14 protein-coding genes are annotated in these 19,330 nt (G+C 74.9%); 5 read left to right on the top strand and 9 right to left on the bottom strand.

The window, feature by feature from the left end; genetic code table 11:
- Window positions 1-56 precede the first annotated feature (56 nt).
- Window positions 57-509, top strand: a complete 453-nt coding sequence (locus P2424_RS00630) for a DUF1801 domain-containing protein (protein ID WP_276473842.1) — start codon at window positions 57-59, stop codon at window positions 507-509.
- 104 nt (window positions 510-613) lie between these two features.
- Here P2424_RS00630 and P2424_RS00625 read toward each other — a convergent pair whose 3' ends face one another.
- Window positions 614-3,409, bottom strand: coding sequence for a LuxR C-terminal-related transcriptional regulator (locus tag P2424_RS00625; protein WP_276473841.1), 2,796 nt, complete (start codon window positions 3,407-3,409; stop codon window positions 614-616).
- A 128-nt stretch (window positions 3,410-3,537) separates the two neighbouring features.
- Here P2424_RS00625 and P2424_RS00620 point away from each other — a divergent pair, with 128 nt between their 5' ends.
- The 3 genes from P2424_RS00620 to P2424_RS00610 all read left to right on the top strand — a co-directional run bounded on the left by P2424_RS00620 (window position 3,538) and on the right by P2424_RS00610 (window position 5,018).
- The gene (locus tag P2424_RS00620; RefSeq protein ID WP_276473840.1) at window positions 3,538-3,894 is read left to right on the top strand and encodes a VOC family protein; all 357 of its coding nucleotides are present in this window, start codon (window positions 3,538-3,540) and stop codon (window positions 3,892-3,894) included.
- Window positions 3,891-4,343 (top strand): pyridoxamine 5'-phosphate oxidase family protein, encoded by a 453-nt coding sequence (locus P2424_RS00615; protein WP_276473839.1) that lies wholly within the window; start codon window positions 3,891-3,893, stop codon window positions 4,341-4,343. The genes P2424_RS00620 and P2424_RS00615 overlap by 4 nt, the downstream gene beginning before the upstream one ends.
- Before the next feature lie 213 nt (window positions 4,344-4,556).
- Window positions 4,557-5,018, top strand: a complete 462-nt coding sequence (locus P2424_RS00610) for a VanZ family protein (RefSeq protein WP_276473838.1) — start codon at window positions 4,557-4,559, stop codon at window positions 5,016-5,018.
- 88 nt (window positions 5,019-5,106) lie between these two features.
- Here the strand turns inward: P2424_RS00610 and P2424_RS00605 are convergent, their stop codons facing one another.
- The 6 genes from P2424_RS00605 to P2424_RS00580 all read right to left on the bottom strand — a co-directional run bounded on the left by P2424_RS00605 (window position 5,107) and on the right by P2424_RS00580 (window position 10,453).
- Window positions 5,107-6,192 carry a branched-chain amino acid aminotransferase gene (locus P2424_RS00605; RefSeq protein WP_276473837.1) on the bottom strand — a complete coding sequence of 362 codons (1,086 nt, stop codon included), beginning with the start codon at window positions 6,190-6,192 and terminating at the stop codon, window positions 5,107-5,109.
- Between the two features lie 117 nt (window positions 6,193-6,309).
- On the bottom strand, window positions 6,310-7,113 hold the full coding sequence (gene fabI / locus P2424_RS00600) for an enoyl-ACP reductase FabI (RefSeq protein WP_276473836.1): 804 nt from the start codon (window positions 7,111-7,113) through the stop codon (window positions 6,310-6,312).
- Entirely contained in the window at window positions 7,110-8,282 is a 1,173-nt protein-coding gene (locus tag P2424_RS00595) for a beta-ketoacyl-[acyl-carrier-protein] synthase family protein (protein ID WP_276473835.1), read from the bottom strand. Before P2424_RS00595 ends, fabI begins: the two co-directional genes overlap by 4 nt.
- The gene (locus P2424_RS00590; RefSeq protein WP_276473834.1) at window positions 8,279-8,527 is read right to left on the bottom strand and encodes an acyl carrier protein; all 249 of its coding nucleotides are present in this window, start codon (window positions 8,525-8,527) and stop codon (window positions 8,279-8,281) included. Before P2424_RS00590 ends, P2424_RS00595 begins: the two co-directional genes overlap by 4 nt.
- Window positions 8,528-8,606: 79 nt before the next feature.
- On the bottom strand, window positions 8,607-9,719 hold the full coding sequence (locus P2424_RS00585) for a radical SAM protein (RefSeq protein WP_276473833.1): 1,113 nt from the start codon (window positions 9,717-9,719) through the stop codon (window positions 8,607-8,609).
- A gap of 14 nt (window positions 9,720-9,733) precedes the next feature.
- Window positions 9,734-10,453: a Phenylacetic acid catabolic protein gene (locus P2424_RS00580; protein WP_276473832.1), complete on the bottom strand. Its 720-nt coding sequence runs from the start codon at window positions 10,451-10,453 to the stop codon at window positions 9,734-9,736.
- Window positions 10,454-10,713: 260 nt separating this feature from the next.
- Here P2424_RS00580 and P2424_RS00575 point away from each other — a divergent pair, with 260 nt between their 5' ends.
- Window positions 10,714-12,483: a polyketide synthase gene (locus P2424_RS00575; RefSeq protein WP_276473831.1), complete on the top strand. Its 1,770-nt coding sequence runs from the start codon at window positions 10,714-10,716 to the stop codon at window positions 12,481-12,483.
- 61 nt (window positions 12,484-12,544) lie between these two features.
- On the opposite strand, the gene P2424_RS00570 is transcribed toward P2424_RS00575, so the two are convergent.
- The gene (locus tag P2424_RS00570; RefSeq protein ID WP_276473830.1) at window positions 12,545-12,988 is read right to left on the bottom strand and encodes a PaaI family thioesterase; all 444 of its coding nucleotides are present in this window, start codon (window positions 12,986-12,988) and stop codon (window positions 12,545-12,547) included.
- Window positions 12,981-19,220 carry a type I polyketide synthase gene (locus tag P2424_RS00565; protein WP_276473829.1) on the bottom strand — a complete coding sequence of 2,080 codons (6,240 nt, stop codon included), beginning with the start codon at window positions 19,218-19,220 and terminating at the stop codon, window positions 12,981-12,983. The genes P2424_RS00570 and P2424_RS00565 overlap by 8 nt, the downstream gene beginning before the upstream one ends.
- Window positions 19,221-19,330 lie beyond the last annotated feature (110 nt).

Here is a 19,330-nt window from a genome sequence, read left to right as displayed (position 1 = left end):
GGCCGCGGAGCGGAGCGCGCGGCCGACAGGACCCACGACGACGAGGACGGCCGGCCATGACCAGCACCAAGAGCAGCGCCTACCAGGGGTTCACGGCCGAGGAGCGGGCCGCGATGAAGGATCACGCACAGGAGCAGAAGAAGGCGGCGCGCCGCGCCTCCCAGGCGGAGAAGGCCGCGGAGGCGGAACGGGACGTCCTGGCGAAGATCGCCGAGATGCAGGACTCCGACCGGGTCATGGCCGAGCGCGTCCACGCCGTCGTCACGGCCGCCGCACCGGTCCTCGCACCGAAACTCTGGTACGGGATGCCCGCCTACGCGCTGGAGGGAAAGATCGTCTGCTTCTTCCAGAGCGCGGCCAAGTTCAAGGCGCGGTACGCCACTCTCGGCTTCAGCGACCAGGCGCGGCTGGACGACGGGCCGATGTGGGCGGCGGGTTTCGCGCTGACCGAGGTGACGCCCGAGGTGGAGGCGCGGATCGCCGCGCTCGTCGAGCGGGCGGTGAGCTGAGGCGCAGCCCGGCGCACACCGGGCGGCCCCGGGCGGCCGGGTGAACGAGCGGCTCGTCGACGCCGCGTCCGCGCCGCCCGCCCCCGGGTGCGTGTGCGCGGCGGCTACCGGGCCGCGGGCGGTGCGAGGCCGAGGGCGGCGAGCGCGGCCGATCCGGCCGCCGCGTGCTCGCCCCCGGCGAGCAGCAGTGTGCGTGCCGACTGGTAGCGGCAGTCCGCCGCCTCGAACGCCGCGGCGATGGCCGGCAGCCGCTCCCGGTCCCCCTCCAGCAGTGCCTCGGCCCGGTCCACCTGGGCGGAGGCGACCGGGTTGCCCGCGACGGTGCGCCGGGCGGCCTCGACCCGGCCGCGGGCCTCCGGATGTCCGGCCAGCACCGCGGCCTCCGTCCGAAGCCCCACGTACCAGTGCAGCCAGATCCAGCAGACCCACTTCCACACCTGCTCCGGCTCCGGTGCCACGCGCTCCCAGGCCGCCTCCGCGGCTCCCCGGTGGAGCAGGACCGTCGCGTCGCAGACCGCGCCGTAGCCGCGCCGGTACTCCTGCGGAGTACCGGCCTCCTCGACGACGGCGAGCCATTCCGCCCGGGCCTCCGTGTCGCCCCGCAGGCCGTGCACCATCGCCACCGAGGCGGCAGCCGGCCCCAGCGAGGAGGACCGCTGCCGGCCGCTGCGCTCCCACGCGTCGCGGAACCGGGCGCTGCCGTCGAGCACTTCGCACCCGCGGCCCGCGAACGCGTCAGCGACCAGCAGCCAGGACGTGGCGTGATGGCCCACCTCGGCCAGCAGTGGCTGGCCCGCGAGCTGCCCGGCCCGGCGGCGGGCCTCCGGCAGCGCGCCCACGCCCAGCGCCGTACCCGCGGCCATGGCCAGGGCGTCCACCAACTCGTGCGTACCGGCCGGAGTCCGCGGCTGCGGGTCCAGCACCTCGATGCGGCGCCGCACCGCGGCGGCGGTGGCGAAGGCGTCCCCGGCCCAGCTCCGGGCGCCGGAGAGGCCGTCCAGCGCAGCGGACTCGATCACCGGGTCACCTGCCCGCCGGGCCAGCTCGACCGTCCGTTCGGCAGCTGCGGCCGTCTCCGGCACGGAGTTGTCCGCATCCCCCTGGACCGCGCCGTACGCATCCGCGACCACGGCCGTCTCGGCCACCGCGAGTGCCGCATCGCTCGCGGGGTCGCCCTCGGGGCACAGCTCCCGCGCCTCGGCGAGCAGCGCCTCCGCCTCGCTCACCGCCGGAATCCGCGCGAACGTGGTGGAGAAGCGGTATGCGACGCAGGCCGCGGTGGCCAGGTCCCGGCCCGCGGCGGCGGCGTCCCCGGCCCGGCGGGCGGCTGCCGCCGCGGCCCGGTGCAGGCGGAACATCTCATCCCCGCTCCCGCGGCAGCCGGCCACCCCGGCCGCGCTCCGCAGCGCCGCGGCTCCGGCGGCGTCCCCGGCGAGCCCGGCCGCCTGCTCGAACCGCTGCTGCGCCTCGTCGAGCAGATTGCGGGCAAAGGCCAACTCGGCCAGGCACAGGGCGAGACGGTGGGCGTCCGCACGCCGTTCCGGCTGTTCCGCCGCCCAGGTCAGTGCGGCCCGCAGCTCCTCGGCCAGGGCGTCGAAGCGGGTACGCAGACCCTCGCTTCCGGAGTGCGTGAGTCCGCCCGCCGCGGCCAGGCACCAGTCCAGATGGCGGGAGCGGATCGCGGTCGACTCACCGGCGGCCGCAAGCCGTTCCGCCCCGTACTGGCGGATCGTCGCCAGGGTCCGGTACCGGGTGCCGGTCCCGGACCGCGCCACGGTGAGCAGGCTCTGTTCGGCGAGTCTGCCGAGCCCGTCGGCGACCGCGGCCGTGTCCAGCGGGGCGACCCCGGCCACCTCGGCCGCCGCCTGCGCGGTGAACGGCACGGCGAACACCGAGATCCGCCGCAGCAGCGCCCGGTCCTGCGGCTCCAGCAGTTCGTGGCTCCAGTCCAGCACAGCCCGCACCGACCGGTGCCTGCCGTCGGCGCGGGGGCCGCCGGACAGGATGCGCAGCTGGTCGGAGAGGCCGGCCGTCAGACCGTCCAGCCCCAACGTGGCCCACCGCGCCGCCGCCAGCTCGATCGCCAGCGCCATGCCGTCGAGCCGCTCGCACAGGGCCGCCACCTGCTCGCCGGCCACCGGGTCCGACGTCCGGCCCACCGCCGCCGCCCGCTCCAGGAACAGGGCCGCGGCGTCCGAGTCGCCCCCGCCGACCCGTGAGAGCGGCGGCACCGCGAAGACCCATTCGAAGGGCACCATCAGCCGGGCCCGGCTGGTCGCGAGCACCCGCACCCGCGGGCAGGCCAGCAGCAGCCGCTCCACGAACGGCGCCACCCCGTCGGGTATCTGCTCGCAGTTGTCCAGCACCAGCAGCGCCTCCCGGTCGGCCAGCGCCCCCACCACCGTGTCCTCGATGCCGGAACCGGGCTGCTCTCCCACTCCCACGGCCGCGGCGACGGCCGCGGCCACCCGGTGTGGGTCGGTGACCGGTACCAGGTCGCAGAACCACACGCCGTCGGCGAAGTCGCCTTCGACCTCCGCGGCCACCGCCAGCGCCAGCCGGGTCTTGCCCACCCCGCCCGGCCCGACCGCGGTCACCTGTCGATGCGCCTTCAGCGCGCCGGCCAACTCCGCGCACTCTCGCGCGCGGCCGACGAACGCGGTCAGCGGCGCCGGCAGGGCACGCGCCGGACGGGGCCGTCCGGCGCGTGCCGACTCGGCCGCTCGGCGCGACAGGGCACGCCGGTCCGGCACCTCCAGCTTGCGCAGCAGCGCCGAGACGTGCGATTCCACCGTGCGCACCGAGATGAACAGCCGTGCGGCGATCTCCGCGTTGCTGAGGTGCTCCCCGAGCAGACCGAGTACTTCGGCCTCGCGGGCCGAGATCACTGGAGTGGACACCGACTCATTATCCGTAGCGGCTTCCGTGGTCGGTACGGAGGTGGCCGCAACCCCGTTCGAGAGAGGCTGCGGACACGGCGATCGGCCCGGGGCCACCGGAGCGATCCACCCGCGAGACAGGAGCGACCATGAGCGGCTCTGCCACCCTCGGCATCAAGACCGTGCTGCACCCCGTATCGGACCTGGCGGCGGCCAAGGCCGTGTATGCCGCCCTGCTCGGCGTCCCGCCGCAGACCGACAGCCCCTACTACGTCGGCTTCGAGGTCGGGGACCAGCACATCGGCCTGGTCCCGGACGGGGGCTCGCAGGGCCTGACCGCACCGCTGGCCTACTGGCATGTGACCGACATCGAGGCCGGGCTCGCCGAGGTGACCGCCGCGGGCGCCGTGGTGAAGGAGCCCGTGCACGACGTGGGCGGCGGCCGGCTGGTGGCCACCCTCGTCGACCCGGACGGCAACCTCCTCGGCCTGCTGCAGGACCGATGAGCGCCGCGCCCCGCACCCGCGCCCGGCGCCGGCGGGACACCGAGCAGCGGCTCGGCAGCGACGCGGACATCTGGCTCGCCAGCGCCTCGCCGGACGGCACCCCGTATCTCGTGCCGCTGTCCTTCGACTGGGACGGCGCGGCCCTGCTGGTGTCCACCCCGGCCGGCAGCCCGACGGGGAGGAATCTGGCCGCCACCCGGACGGCCCGGCTCGGACTGGGCCCCACCCGCGACGTGACCATGATCGAAGGGACGGTGGAGGTGCTGGAGATCGACGCCCTGCCGCCGGAGCGGGTCGAGCGGTTCGTCGCCCGCACCGGATTCGACCCGCGCGCCTCGGCCGCGTCCTGCGGCTGGTTCCGCATCACCCCCCGCCGCGTACAGGCGTGGCGCGAGGAGAACGAACTGCGCGGCCGCGAGTTGCTGCGCGACGGCGCCTGGCTGGAGTGACGGAGCGGCCGCGGGCCCGGCCGGGTCGCCGCCGCCCCGCTCGCCTGCCGGGAGGCGGCCCGGTCCCGCCGGCCCGGGTCCCGGCGGCGGACCCGGGCGACTGCCGGCGCGACTGCTGAGAGCGTGCGCCCCGCCGCCCGGGGTAAGCGGTGGCGCATGACTCAGAGCGTTCATGCCAAGGGTTCCGTGTCGTCCGGTAAGCCCCGCGGAGGGATGCTTCGTGCTCTCGGCAGGCTGTCCGCCGTACTGCTGGCCTTCGCCGCGATGGTGCTGTTCGCCGCCCTGCTCTCCCGCGCGACGCTGCAGCCCTCGCAGGCGGCGGAGAGCCTGACGCACACCAACCTGCGGCCCGGAGACTCGATCCGCGACTACCTGGAGCAGCCCGAGGTCTTCGCCGTCGTCCAGCAGTTGGGCGGGAACATTCTGCTGGGAGCACCCTTCGGCGTCCTGCTGCCGGTCATGGCGCCGCAGTTGCGCGGCTTCCTGAAGGTGACCCTCTGCACGGCCGTGGTGATGCTGCTCGTGGAGACCGTGCAGGGGGTGTGGGTGACCGGCCGGGCCTTCGACGTGGACGACGTGCTCCTCAACGCGACCGGCGCGCTGCTCGGATACGTACTGGTGGGCCGCCGCCTCAGCCGTGCCGTCCACGTACCGCGCCGCTCCGCCGCGACGTGAAGCCCGGCGCCGCGCCGGTGCACCCGGCGCCTCCCGCGCGGGGCGGCGGCGAGGCGGGCTGCCACCTCGCCGCCGCCCCGATCCCGGCTCAGAGCACCCGGCGCAGCCAGCCGTGGTTGTCCTCGGCGCGGCCGTACTGGATGTCCAGCACCCGCGCGCGCAGGGCCGCCGTCTGCTTGCCCGGCTCCCCGTCGCCGATGGTGAAGGCGTAGCCCTCGCCCTTGAAGCCGACGATCGGGGTGACCACCGCGGCCGTTCCCGCCGCGAACACCTCCGTGACGGTGCCGTCGGCGGCTCCGGACCGCAGCTCCGCCAGCGTGATCTGGCGCTCCTCGCAGGTCAGTCCGGACTCGGCCGCCAGGGTGAGGATGGTGTCCCGGGTGACGCCCTCCAGAATGGTGCCCAGCGCGGGAGTGATCAGCTTGCCGTCCGCGGTGACCAGGCACAGGTTCATCGTGCCCGACTCCTCCAGATACCCCTCGCCCGCACTGTCCAGATAGAGCACCTGGTCGCAGCCGTGCTCCTCGGCCTCCAGCTGGGCGGCCAGGCTGCCCGCGTAGTTGCCGCCGCACTTGGCGGTGCCGGTACCGCCCTTGCCCGCCCGGGTGTAGGTGCCGCTGACCCACAGGGTCACCCCGGAGAGGCCGCCTTCGAAGTACGAACCCGCCGGACTCGCGATCACCGAGAAGACGATCTCCTTTGCGGGCCGCACCCCCAGGAACGCCTCGGAGGCGAACATGAACGGCCGCAAGTAGAGGCTCTCCTCGTTGCTCGGTGCCGGCACCCAGGGCTCGTCGGCCCGGATCAGTTCCTCCACCCCGGCCAGGAAGTCCTCCTCGGGCAGCTCCGGCAGGGCCATCCGGCGCGCGGAGCGCGCGAAGCGCCGCGCGTTGGCCTCGGGGCGGAAGAGCCAGACGCTGTCGTCCGCGTGCCGGTAGGCCTTGAGCCCCTCGAAGATCTCCTGCGCGTAGTGCAGCACGGCGGCGCTGGGGTGCAGCGAGAACGGCTCCAGCGGGCCGACGCGGTGGCCGTGCCAGCCGCGCCCGGCCGACCAGGTGGCCGTGGACATGTGGTCGGTGAAGAACCGGCCGAAGCCCGGCGCCGCGAGGATCTCCTCCCGCTCCGCCGCGGGAACGGGGCTCGTCGTCCTGGTGAGAGGGAAGTCAGAGGCCACGGCCACTCCTTACGCCGATGCGGCTGTCGCGATGCGGGCACCGCCGCCGATGTTCGTGTCTGCCGACGCCGCGCACCGACGTCACCCGGTCGATGTTAATGACCGTTAAGCGGTACGTCACCGAGGGGGTTCGCCGATTCCGCCCGCGACGGCGTGCAGCCCGCCGTCGGCGTGCAGGATCTGGCCGGTGGTGTGCGCCGCGAGATCGGAGAGCAGGAAGAGCACCGCGCCCACGACCTGCCCCGGGTCGGTGCGGTCCCAGCCCAGCGGCGCCCAGCGCTCGTAGTGCTCGGCGAGCGCTTCGAACGAACCGATGCCCTGTGCGGAGAGCGTCTCAAGCGGCCCCGAGGCGACGAGGTTGACCCGCACCCCGCGCGGCCCCAGGTGGGCGGCCAGATAGCGGGAGACCGCCTCCAGCGTCGACTTGAAGACGCCCATCCAGTCGTAGCCGGGCAGGGCCCGGGAGCTGTCCACGGTCACCCCGACGACGCTGCCCCCGTGCTCCGAGGCGGTCAGCAGCGGGGCGAGGGCGGCCGCCAGGCGCTGCAGCGAGTAGGCCGAGACGTGGAAGCCCCGCAGCGCGCCGGCCGCCGGGGTCTCCAGGAAGGCGCCGCTCACCGCGTCGGCGGGCGCGTACGCCACGCTGTGCAGCACCCCGTCCAGGGCTCCCCAGCGTGCCCGGAGCTCTTCGGTGAGGCGGGTGAAGCCGTCCTCGTCGGTGACGTCGAGCTCCAGCACGTCCGCCTCGCGGGGCAGCCGGGCGGCGGCCTTGCGCGCGATCCGCGCCGTGCGGCCGAAGGAGCTGAGCACCACCTCGGCGCCCGCCCGCTGCAGTGCGGCCGCCACATGCCAGGCGATGGACTCCTGGTTGGTCACGCCGGTCACCAGATACCGGCGGCCGGTGAGGTCGTACGTGCTCACGGTGCCTCCAGGACCAGCACACTGTTGTGGCCGCCGAATCCCAGCGAGTTCGACAGTCCCAGCCGGCCGCGTGGCCCGGCGCTCAGCGCCCGGGCGGCCGTGATGTGCGACAGCCGCCCCAGCTCCGGGTCCGGCGCGGTCAGGCCGAGGGTGGGCGGAGCGAGCCCGTCGCGCAGCGCGGCCAGCGTGATGATGGCCTCCACCGCGCCGCCGGCACCGAAGAGGTGGCCGGTCGCGGCCTTGGTGGAGGAGAGCGGCACCGATGGCAGTGCCGCGCCCAGGGCCAGCTCCAGCGAGCGGACCTCGGAGGCGTCGTTCAGCGGAGTGCCCGTGCCGTGCGCGTTGACGTAGCACAGATCCTCAGGGACGGCACCGGCGTCGGCCAGTGCCAGCGAGACGGCGTGCGCGGCCGGCGCGCCGTCCGGCGGCGGGGCGGTGACGTGGTGGGCGTCGGAACCGGCGCCGTAGCCCCGGACATGGCCCAGGACCCGGGCCCCCCGGGCTCGGGCCCCGGCCGCGTCCTCCAAGACGAGCACGCCCGCGCCCTCGCCCATCACGAAGCCGTCCCGATCCGCGCCGAAGGGCGCACAGCGCCCGGTGGGGGAGAGGGCGCCGGCCTGCGCGAAGGAGTCCCGCACCAGCGGCACGCAGGCGGCCTCGGCGCCGCCGGCGAGCACCGCCGCGGCTTCGCCCCGGCGGATCGCCCCGGCGGCGAGGCCGATGGCCTGGGCCCCGGCGGCGCAAGCCCCCGAGGGCGCGGAGGTCTCGCCGCGGATGCCGAAGCGGCGGCTGAGGCTCGCCGCGGCGCTGTTGGGCATCATCAGCGGCACCGTCAGCGGGCTCGCCGCCCCCGCCGCCAGGACTTCGGGGCCGCCGCCCAGTCCGCTGCCGATCACGCAGCGGATGTCCTCGGCCGGATAGGGCAGGCCGTCCCCCCAGCCCGCCTGCCGCACCGCCTCGTCGGCGGCGACGAGGGCGAACTGCGCGAACCGGGCGTTCCGTTTGCGGTCGCGTGCCGCCAGGTGGTCGCGTGCGTCGAAATCCGTGCACCGCGCCTCACCGCCGTCGATCCCCGTTCCGCCCGCGACCAGCCGCGAGACGAGCCGGGCGGCACCGACGCCGAGCGGGGTGACCGCGCCGACGCCGGTGACGGCGACCGCGACCGTCAACGCGCGGCCGCTTCCACGACCCGCCGGGCGAGCTGGTCCACGGTGACCTCGGCCAGTTCGGGCCGCGGGATGGTGACGCCGTACTCCCGCTTGAGGGTGGACATCAGCTCCGCGGCGTCGAGCGAGTCGATGTCGAGGTCGTCGAATCTGGCATCGGGCGTGAGGGTCTCTTCCTCGACTCCGGAATCGACCAGCTCCGTGCGGATCAGGTCCCGTACGGCCTCGACGGTGACAGGTTCGGCCATGGCTGCTCCTTGATGTGGTGCGGTGCTGACGGGGGGGGGGCGAACGCAGGGGCGGTGCCGCGGGCCGGTGCGGCGGGGTTCAGCGGGCGAAGGCCGGGGCGTGCGACTGCGCCCAGTACCACTGGCGCCAGTAGCTCTCGGCGAGGTCCAGCCAGGTCTCCAAGCGCTGCACGCTGTCGAGGAACCAGTGGAAGCTGACCATCAGCCAGCTGTAGACGGCCTGGCTGTCGCGGCAGCCGCCGCAGTCGCCCGACGTGCAGCAGAACTGCAGGGTCTCGTAGTCGGCGCCGTACACCGCGAAACCGTCCAGCACCGGATTGCCGTTGGCCACGCGCTGCTCGTGCTCCGGCAGGTCGACGCTGATGCTGGGACACACGTCGTAGCCGAACCGCCCGCCCCAGTGGGTGCGCCCGGTGATCAGCGTCTCGACGAAGTACGGGTGTGCGACCACGGCCTCCGGATACGCCTCGGCGACCCGCAGCGCCTCGGCGAGCGTGCGCTGCTCGTTCTCGATCCGCAGCGGGCTGTCCGAGCCGTGCTCGCTGTAGAAGTTGAAGGTGACCTGGTTGCCGTTGTCCCGGATCGCCCGCACCGTCGGCTCGATGTAGGGCAGCCCCTCCTCCGAGAGGGCGAAGACGAACGTGACCCTGGGATCATCCCGGTAGTGGCCCAGCGCCTTCTCGAACAGGCCGGTGAACGACGAGCCGTTGGGCCGGTGCGCCCGCAGTTCGTCATCCAGCGGCCCGCCACCGAACAGGCTGATGCCGACGGCCACGTTCTCGAAACCGTCCATCGGCAGCGGCCGCAGCCCGTTGGTGGAGATCGTCAGATACGGCAGATGTTCGACGAAGGGGCGCACCCGGTCCAGCACCAGGGTCGGCTCTCCGCCGATGAGGGTCGCCTGGGTGACCCCGTCCGCGGCGAGCTTCTCCGCGAAGGCCCGGATCAGGCCCGGGTCGGAGGTCTCCCTGACCGCGGTGTCGAAGCCGCCCTCGAAGTACCAGCAGCCCTTGCAGCGGATGTTGCAGGCGGTCGTCAGGTGCACCTCGCACCCGCGCACCCGGGTGCCCATCCTGCGCACGTCCTTGAGTCGGGCCGCGAGGTCCGGGCGGTCCGCCAGATACCCCCGCAGCCGCGCCTTGGCCTCCGCGCGGGAGGGCGGGCGCGGGGTGATGTGTACTGCTGTGGTCATGGCTGCCTCCCGGCTCATTCCGGCACGCGCAGGCCCAGGTTGGCGACGCGCGGGCCGACCTTCTGCCGCCACAGCTCGATCGCCTCGCCGTTGGTCGTCCTGCGCAGCCCGTAGCGCACCGCCAGCTTCGAGCGCTTGGTGTTCGCACTGCCGAAGATGCCCACGAACATCGGCCACAGCCGCTCCAGCGCGGCCTGCAGCTCGGCGCGGCCCTCCGCTGTGGCGGCGAGGTTGCGGCAGACCCGCGCGCCGTGTGCGATATGGATCTTCTCGTCCAGGATGATCGTGCGGACGGCCTCGGCCCACGGCTTGTAGCTGCTCTCCGCGAACTCTCGCAGCATCACCATCGCGGTCTCCTCGCCGATGTAGGAGTACACCCCCCGCTCGGCCCACGTGGTGCAGGTGTGCATCCGCTCGTCCGCGAACAGCATCCGCTCGGAGACCGCCTGGGTCTCCATGTAGGTGGTGTCGATCCCGAGGTCGGCCAGCACCCGCTTGCCGATCTTGTAGTGGTCGTACTCCTCGGCGGCCCGCTCCGCGCACACCTGGCGTTCCTCGGCGTCCGGCGCCAGCGGCAGGAACATCTGTACGTAGTCGTCGCCGCCCGAGAGCTCGCCCTCGGTGTTGATGGTGACCTGACTGATCAGCATCTTCTGGTAGTCACGGGGCATCCGGCGGAACTCCTCCGGGGTGCGCACCACGACTTCCTCGTCGTCCAGGACCGCGATCGTCATAAGCGACCTTTCAGCTCTGCCTCGTGCCGACTCGCGGGAAGCAGCACGATCGCGACAGCCGCACGATGCGGCGCACGGCACGGACCGACCCCCCGTTGTCCCTCAACCACACAGTGCCACAACGCATGCTGCCAGGAACAGCCTTGACATCGAGGTCCGAGCTGTGGATGCATCGCCTCAACTGCGTGCCGTGCAGCCGGAGTTCGATCGCCGACGCGGGGGGCTGGAAATGCCGACGCCACCTGCTAGCGTCGCGGCCGATGTCAACTTCCCAGCCCTCGGACGGGCACCCGCCCGGCGCGGCCGCCGAGACGCCCGCCGGGCCGCTGCGCCGTGCCATGGAGACGATCCGCGCGCTGCGCGCCGAGCTGGCAGCACTGCGGGGAACGCAGCGGACGGCCGTCGTCGGCACCGGTCTGCGTGCTCCCGGAGGCATCGCCGACCGTGACACCTACTGGCAGGCGCTGTCGGCGGGGCAGGACCTGGTGGGCGAGCTGCCCGAGCAGCGCCGCCGCGCCTTCCCCGGCGGCTGGGAAGGGCTGCTGACCCGCGGCGGCTATCTGCCCGACGTTCTCGGCTTCGACGCCCCGTTCTTCGGCATCTCACCGCGGGAGGCGCGCAGCCTCGACCCGCAACACCGGCTGCTGCTGGAAGTGGTGTGGGAGGCGTTCGAGGACGCCGCCCTGCCACCGGAGGACGTCGCCGAGCGCACCGGGGTCTACGTCGGCATCACCGGCCAGGACCACCGGCTGTGGGACGAGGGCGAACCCAACGCCTCCTGGCTGATCGGCAACGGCCACTGCTTCGCCGCCGGCCGGCTCGCCTACACGCTCGGCCTCCGGGGCCCCGCCCTGGCGCTGGACACCGCGTGCTCGTCATCGCTGGTGGCGGTGCACACGGCCTGCCGGGCGCTGGCCGCGGGGGACTGCGACGTGGCCGTGGCCGGCGGCGTCAACCTGGTGCTCGCACCCCGGTCGACGGCGGAGATCCAGCGCACCGAGGCACTCTCGCCCGACGGCCGGTGCCGCCCCTTCGACGCGCGCGCCAACGGGTTCGTCCGGGGCGAGGGTGCCGGGGCCGTGGTGCTCAAGCGGCTGGCCGACGCCGAGCGCGACGGCGACCGGATCCTGGGGGTGATCGAGGGCAGCGGGGTCAACCAGGACGGCCGCTCCTCCGGATTCACCGCCCCCAACGTGCTGGCCCAGCAGACCCTGATCGAGGGAGTCCTCACCACGGCCGGCCTCACCGCTGCCGCCATCGGCTACCTGGAGGCGCACGGCACCGGCACCCCGCTGGGCGACCCGATCGAGATCGAGGCCGCCAGGACCGCCCTGGACTCGCCGGGGCGCACTTGGCATGTCGGATCGGTCAAGGCGAACCTCGGTCATGCCGAGGCCGCCGCCGGGATTCTCGGCCTGATCAAGGCGCTGCTCTGTCTGGAGCGGCGGCAGATCCCGCGGCAGGCCCACTTCGAGACGCTCAACCCCCGGATCCGCCTGGACGGCAGCGGCCTGACGGTACCGGCCGCGACCCGGCCCTGGGAGCCGTCGGCGGGCCGGTGCGCGGCCGTCAGCTCCTTCGGGATGAGCGGCACCAACGCGCACGTCGTCCTCTCCCGCCCCACCGCCGAGCCCGCACCGGCTCCCGCACCGGCCGGCGGGTTCCCGGTGTACGCGCACACCGAAGCGGCCCTGCGCACCCTGGCAGGCAGGTACGCGCAACGGCTGGCCGAGCCCGCGGACGCCGCGTCCGCCGGGGACGGATACGCCGCCTTCGCCGCGACCGCGCACCACGGGCGCACCCGCCTGCGGCGGGCCGCCTGGGTCACCGCGGCGGGCGCCGAGGAGGCCGCGGACGCGCTGCGCGCCCTCGCGGCGGGCCGGGACCACCCGCGGGTGCGGATGCTGGAGACCTCCGAACACCCCGCACGGGGCGGCGTCGACGGCACCGCCCAGGACCGTCCGGCCCGCGCGAGCATGACCGCGCTGCCGGGCTACCCGTGGGAGCGGACGACCTACTCCAGCCGCTGAACGGCCGCCGCCCCACCGCGCAACTGCTCTGCAACCGCCGCGCGGACGTACGCCTCCGCCCTCAGCGCGCGCCCGCGCCGGGCCGGTTCCTCCTGCCCGGAAACGAGAAGTGCAGCGTGGCCAGGGCGACGGGAGTCCCGTCCACGCTCTCGACCCGTGCCGAGACGACCGCCGTACGCCGGCCGATCCGCTCGGGTGCGACCCGTGCGTGCAGCCGCTCCGGCTCGGTGGCCTCCAGGAAGCTGATGCTGCTGGAGGTGAGCATCGCCGACGGTGTCCTGCCCAGATAGGCGTTGACCGCCAGATAGCCCGCCACGTCCGCGAACGCGAACAGGGCGGGCCCGGAGACGGTGCCACCGGGCCGCACCGCGAGCCCCGCCGGGTCGGCGGTGAACACCAGCCCGCCGGGCCCGACATCGAGGAGATCGACCCCCGGCGGGTCGGGCAGGTATTCGGCGATCAGTTCCCGGATCTCCGCCGGCCCGAGGACCGGCCGGTCACCCACGGGCCTCCGCCCCGTGCGGAGCCGGGGCGGCCGAGGGGCGGGGTCCCGGTCCGGCCTCCGGTCCCGCCCCCGCGTCCGGCCCCCCTTCCGGCACCGGTTCCGGCTCCGGATCGGCCTCCACCAGCGCGGACAGCGCCGGGCCGAGCCGGGCCAGAGTGCCGTACTTCCACAGCAGCGTCGGACTCAGCCGCACCCCCAGGAACGCCTCGAGCCTGTTGCGCAGTTCCAGCGACATCAGCGAGTCCAGCCCGAGGGCGCGCAGCGGCACCTCGGACGGCAGCTTCTCCGGCGCCAGGCGCAGCACCGCCGCGGCCGTACGGCGCACCTCCGCCTCCACCGCCTCGCGCCGCCGCGCCGCCGGGATGCTCCGCAGCTCCGTCGGCGCGACCGTCCCGCCGGCCGCTGCGAGCGGCTGCCAGCTCGCCAGCGCGGCCGCCGCCGGGTAGGACTCCAGCCAGCGCCGCGGATCGAGGTCGAGGCAGGCCACCTGCGCCTCGTCCGCCTCGAGGTAGTGCCGCAGCGCCCGCCAGCACACCTCGGGCGGGAGACTGCCCAGCCCGCGGGCGGCGAGCCGGTCCCCGCGCCCGGTGCCGGCGGCCAGTCCGGTTCCGGCGACCGGCCCCCACTGCACGCTCAGCGCCGGCAGCCCCGCCGCCCGCCGCTCCGCCGCCAACGCGTCCAGCGAACTGTTCGCCGCCGCGTAGGCGGCCTGCCCGGCCGAGCCCACGAACACGGCCGCCGAGGAGAACAGGACGAACATGTCCAGCGCATCCCCCTCGGTCAACTCGTGCAGAACGCGTGCGCCGTCGGCCTTGGGCCGCAGCACCCGCGTCAGCAGCGCGCCGTCCAGGTTCGCCACGGTCGCGTCCGCCAGCACCCCCGCGGCGTGGAAGACTCCGCACAGCGGCGGCAGTTGCGCGCGCACCTCCGCCAGCACCGTGCGCATCCGCGCCGCGTCCGCCACGTCCGCCGACCACACCCCGACCCGGACGCCGCGCTCGCGCAGCGCCTCGACCCGCGCCGGGTCCCCGGGCGCCGAGCGCCCGACCAGGGCCAGGGCCCCGGCTCCGGAGGCGGCCAGGTACTCGGCGAGCGACATGCCGAGCGCCCCGAGTCCGCCGGTGATCAGGTAGGCGCCCCCGGCCCGGAACCGTCCCTCGGGCAGCGGCTGCGGGGCGACGGCGACCGTGCCGCCTCCGGTCGGCTCGGTGAGCACGAGCTTGCCGGTGTGCCGCCCGCGGGAGAGCGTGCGGAAGGCCTCCTGCGCCTCGGAGAAGGGCATCTCGCGCACCGGCAGCGGGCGCAGTTCCCCGCCCGTGACCCGAGCCCACACGGTGGCCAGGAGCGAGGCGAACCGTTCGGGGCGGCGGCGGAGCAGCCCGGCGATGTCCACGGCGGTGAAGGACACCGCCTTGCGGAAGGCACCGAGTTCGACGGACGTGTCCTGATGGATGTCGCGCTTCCCGGCCTCCACGAACCGCCCGTCCTCGGCCAGCGCCTCCAGGCCCAGTGGAATCGCCGCACCGGGCAGGGAGTTGAGCACCACGTCGACCCCGCGCCCCCGCGTCGCGGCCCGCACCCCCTCGGCCCATTCCAGGGTGCGGGAGTCGAAGACATGCTCGACACCCCACGTGCGCAGCTGCTCTCGCTTCTCCTCGGTTCCGGCCGTCGCGAGCACCTCGGCTCCCACGAGCCGGGCCACGTGCAGCGCGGCGAGTCCGAGCCCGCCGGTGGCCGAGTGGACGAGCACGGTCTCGCCCGGCTCCAGCCGGGCCACCTCCATCAGCGCATGCCAGGCGGTGACGAGCACCATCGGCAGTGCGGCAGCCTGCGTCGCGGTCAACTCGCTCGGGATGCGGGCGGTGTGCCGGGCCTCGACCAGCGCGTGCGAGGCGAGGACTCCGAAGCCGCAGGCCGCCACCCGCTCCCCGACCGCCACGGTGTCGACCCCCGGACCGACCGCGGTCACCGTGCCCGCGCAGTCCAGGCCGAGCAGTTCCCGGTCGGGGGAGTCGTCCGGGTAGACGCCCATCGCCTTCATCACGTCGATGAAGTTCAGCGACGCGGCCTCGACGGCCACCTCGACCTGTCCGGGCCCCGGCCGGGGCCGCTCCAGCGGACGGGCGCACAGCGCCGCCAGGTCGCCGGGCCGCGGAGTGCCCAGCCGGAAGGACCGGGCGCCGGTGCCGGACCGCCACGGCGGGCCGGCGGCGGGCGAACCTCCGCTCACCCGCTCACCGACCAGCCGCTCGCCGCCGGACAGCACGACCCGGTCCTCCGCGGCACCGAGCTCCGCCATCAGCTCGGCGCCGAACGTGTCGGTCTCGATCAGCCGCGTCCCGAACTGGGGGTACTCCGCCTGTACGACCGCCACGAACCCCGGGTACAGCCCGGCCTCCGGGTCGTCCCGGCGGACCACGACCGCGAGCCGCACGGACGGGTTCTCCTCGGCGCAGCGGCTGACCAGTTCCGCCAGCTCCAGCAGCCCGGTACGGCCGTCCTGAGGCGCGACGAACACCACGGTGTCGGCACCGGCCAGATCCTCCCCGGCCGCGTCCGGGAGCACCCCGGGGCGCCCGCGGGACACCACCCTGCCCGGCAGTCCGCCGCCCCCGGCCGCGCCGCCCGGCTCCGCAGCGGGGGTGGCGGGCCGCTGCCGGGGCACGAAGCGCATCCGATAGGTGAGCCGCCCGGTCTCCAAGGAGTCGCCGTCGCCGCCGGGAAGCGCGGCCAGCAGCACGCCCTCCAGCCGTCCCAGCGGGCGCTGTCCGGCATCGAAGAGCGCCAGGTCGACCTCGCCGTCCGCGCCCGGCCGGGCGTGCACCCACACCTCGTCCGCTTCGGTCACCGCGACTGCCGCCCGCCGGACCCGGCGGGGCAGGACCGGACCGTCGCACACGACCAGCGCGGCCTGCAGCACGCCGTCCCACAGCACCGGGTGCGGCGTCCCGGACAGCGCACCGGAGCGGCTGCCGGATGGCAGCCGGAGCCGGACCAGCGCATCCCGCCCGCCTCCCGAAGCGGCTTCGGCGACGTGGCCGCCCGTCACGGGCCGGAAGGCGGGTCCGTAGTCGAGGCCCTTCGCCGCGCAGTCCCGGTAGAAGCCGTCCGCGTCCAGGGGCGCGGCACCCAGCAGATGTCCGGGGAACCCGCCGGTCGGCGGAGCGCCGCCGCGGGAGGCCGTCGCACGGCAGTGCCGCGTCCGGGCGCCCGCGCCCGCCTCCGGACCGGGTGCGGACCCGGTCGCGCCTTCCTCCCGGGACCGCACCTCCAACACGCCCGAGTCCCCGGGGCCGGGCCGCCAGACGAGGGCGGTGCGGACCGGGTCCTCGCCCACCGCCAGCGCGCCCGTCAGCTGCACATCCCGCAGCACGGGCGTCCCGTGCCCGGCGGATCCGGAGTCGGGGGCTCCGCCGTGCAGGGCCTGGTGGAGCAGCGCCAGAAAGCCGCCCGCCGGGAACAGCACCGTGCCGTGCACCCGGTGGTCGGCCAGCCACGGGTGGGTGCCGGTGTCCAGTTCGACGGCGCCCTCCCACACGCCGGCCGCGGTCGAGGGGACCTCGGTCAGGGCCAGCCGCCCGCTGCGGACGCCGCTGTGCCGCCCCGGCGCGACCCAGTAGCGCTCCCGCTGGAAGGGGTAGGGCGGCGGAACGGCGTCCGGCCGCCGAGCCGGGCGCGGACCGAGCGCGGGCAGCCCCGAGACGTAGGCCTCTGCGAACGCGCGCAGCAGGTCGGTGTGTTCGCCCTCGTCGCGGCGCAACGTGCCCAGCACCACCGGGGGCTCCGGCCGCTCCTGCGCGAGCTGCCGCAGTGCCGCACCGAGTCCCGGATGCGGGCTGACTTCCACCAGGTGGGTGACATCCTCGTCGATCAGCGTGTCCACCGCCTCGGCGAACCGCACCGGGCGGCGCAGGTTCCCGGCCCAGTAGCGGGCGTCGGCCCCCGGCCCGTCCAGCCAGGTGAGGTCGACCGTGGAGAGCAGCGGCGTGTCCGCCGGGCCCGGCGCGACGGCTGCGAGCGCCTCGCGGATACGCCCGAGGAGGGGATCGACCTGCGGGCTGTGCGAGCCGTAGTCGACATCGACCAGTCGGCAGAACACCCCGTCGGCCTCCAGGATCTCCCGCAGCAGCAGGACCGAGTCGGCGTCCCCGGACAGCACGCAGGAGCGCGGCCCGTTGTACACCGCGGGTTCGACCAGCCCCTCGAAGCCCGCGACGGCCTGCCGGGCCGCCTCCGGATCCAGGTCCACGGCCAGCATCCGCCCGCCGCCTGCGATCTCGCGCAGCAGGTCGCTGCGGCGGCAGACCACCAGCGCCCCGTCCTCCGGCGTGAGCACCCCGGCGACCGTGGCGGCGGCGATCTCGCCCTGGCTGTGCCCGACCACGACGTCCGGCTCCACTCCGGCCGCCCGCCAGGCCGCGGCGAGCGACACCGACATCGCCCACAGCGCGGGTTGCACCTCCGCCACGTCCCGCGGCGCCGGGCCGCCTGTGACCATCTCACGTACGTCGCGCGGTGCGTGCGGGGCCAGCGCCTGTGCACAGCGGTCCATGGCCCGGGTGAACGCGGCGTCGCGCCCGTAGAGGCCGGCGCCCATGCCCGCCCACTGCGCGCCCTGGCCGGGGAAGACGAAGGCGACCTTGCCCCGCCGCCCGGCCCGGCCCCGCGCGACCTCCGCCAGCCCGGGGCCCAGCAGGGCGCACCGCTCGGCGAAGTGGTCCCGGTGCCAGGCCATGGCCTGCGCCAGGTCCGGTGCGGACGTACCCGCGGCCAGCCGCTCGCGGAGGCCGCGGGTGCGTTCCTCCAGCGCCCCGGGGGTGTGCCCGCTGACCGGCAGCAGGAACGGCTCACCGGCCTTCTGCCGCTCCGCCGCCCCGGGTTCCTCCCGTACGGTGCGTGGCTCCTGCTCCCGCGCCCGGGCGGGGGGTTTCGCGGCCCGGGCGGGCGGCCGCGCGGTCGCGGCCCGCAGCGTGGTGACGACGGCGTGGGCGTTGGTGCCGCCCCAGCCGAAGGAGTTGACGCCGAGGAAGCTGCCGGGCTCCAGCGGCAGCGGGTCCCGGGCGACGGCGAGGTTCAGCCCGGCGAAGTCGATGGCCGGATTGGGCACCCGCGCGTGCAGGCTGGGCGGAACGGTGCCGTGCTCCAGGGCCAGGACGGCCTTGACGAGCCCGGCGAGTCCGGCCGCCGGCTCCAGATGCCCGATGTTGGTCTTCACCGAGCCGATGTGCAGTACACGGCCGTGCCGGGCCGCTCCCAGCACCTCGCCGAGCGCCTGCGCCTCGGCCGTGTCGCCGCGTGCGGTGCCGGTGCCGTGCGCCTCGACGTAGGCGAGCCGGTCCGTCGGGACGCGGCCCGGTGCGTAGACGCGGCGCAGCAGGTCGCGCTGCGCGGCCGGATGCGGAGTGACCAGGCTCTCGCCGCCGCCGTCGTTGTTGACGGCGCTGGCCGCCACCACCGCGCGGATCCGGTCGCCCGCGCGGAGGGCGTCCGCCAGCCGCTTGAGGTAGACGACGGCGACGCCCTCGCCGCGGACGAACCCGTCCGCGTCGGCGCCGAAGGCGTGGCAGCGGCCGGTGGGGGACAGGCCACCGAAGTGGCTGAGGCCGACCGTCACCTCGGGGGTGAGCATCAGATTGGAGCCGCCGACCAGGGCTCCCTCGATCTCGCCGGAGCGCAGCGCCTGGCAGGCCTGGTGCACGGCGACCAGCGAGGACGAGCAGCTGCTCATGAGCGTCAGGCTGGGGCCGGTCAGCCCGAGGTGGTACGAGACCCGGGAGGAGACGATGTCCAGCGAGTTCCCGACGATGCTGTGCTGGGTCACCGCGGCGCCCCGGTCCTTGCGCAGCAGCTCGTAGTCGTGCCAGAGCCCGCCGACGTAGACACCGGTGCGGGAGCCGCGCAGCCCGGCCGCCGGCGCACCGGCGTCCTCCAGCGCCCGCCAGGTCGTCTCCAGCATCAACCGCTGCTGTGGGTCCAGCACTTCGGCCTCGCGCGGTGAGATCGTGAAGAAGGCCGGGTCGAACGCGTCGATGTCCTCCAGGAACGCGCCGACCCGCTGGATCTCCCGGGTCGCGTCGAACACCTCTGCCGGATCCCAGCGTTCGGGCGGCACCGGCCCCACCGCGTCGCCGCCGCCTATCAGCAGCTCCCAGAACGCCTCCGTGTCCGGAGCCTTCGGGAACCGCCCCGCCATGCCGACGACCGCCACCGCGCCGCTGTCCGCGTCACTCATCGGTCCTCCCCCGTGATCACGCCGTCGGCCGTCCATCCTGGAGCGCTTTCCCCCCGGTGTCGACCCCCGCCCGGGCCGCTCGCCCGCGGCGGGCGCGTGGACAACACCTT

Origin of the sequence: Streptomyces sp. WMMB303, assembly GCF_029351045.1 — a bacterium.
Taxonomy (GTDB): Bacteria; Actinomycetota; Actinomycetes; order Streptomycetales; family Streptomycetaceae; genus Streptomyces.
The sequence above is the reverse complement of the archived record's forward strand: the minus strand, read 5'-3'. Positions and strand labels throughout refer to the sequence as shown.

Bases quoted from the DNA above. Each gene is read 5' to 3' on its own strand.
- P2424_RS00575 (WP_276473831.1), top strand. From the start codon at position 10,714: ATGTCAACTTCCCAGCCCTCGGACGGGCACCCGCCCGGCGCGGCCGCC.
- P2424_RS00580 (WP_276473832.1), bottom strand. From the start codon at position 10,453: ATGACGATCGCGGTCCTGGACGACGAGGAAGTCGTGGTGCGCACCCCG.
- P2424_RS00590 (WP_276473834.1), bottom strand. From the start codon at position 8,527: ATGGCCGAACCTGTCACCGTCGAGGCCGTACGGGACCTGATCCGCACG.
- P2424_RS00630 (WP_276473842.1), top strand. From the start codon at position 57: ATGACCAGCACCAAGAGCAGCGCCTACCAGGGGTTCACGGCCGAGGAG.
- P2424_RS00565 (WP_276473829.1), bottom strand. From the start codon at position 19,220: ATGAGTGACGCGGACAGCGGCGCGGTGGCGGTCGTCGGCATGGCGGGG.
- P2424_RS00620 (WP_276473840.1), top strand. From the start codon at position 3,538: ATGAGCGGCTCTGCCACCCTCGGCATCAAGACCGTGCTGCACCCCGTA.
- P2424_RS00610 (WP_276473838.1), top strand. From the start codon at position 4,557: ATGCTTCGTGCTCTCGGCAGGCTGTCCGCCGTACTGCTGGCCTTCGCC.
- P2424_RS00615 (WP_276473839.1), top strand. From the start codon at position 3,891: ATGAGCGCCGCGCCCCGCACCCGCGCCCGGCGCCGGCGGGACACCGAG.
- P2424_RS00585 (WP_276473833.1), bottom strand. From the start codon at position 9,719: ATGACCACAGCAGTACACATCACCCCGCGCCCGCCCTCCCGCGCGGAG.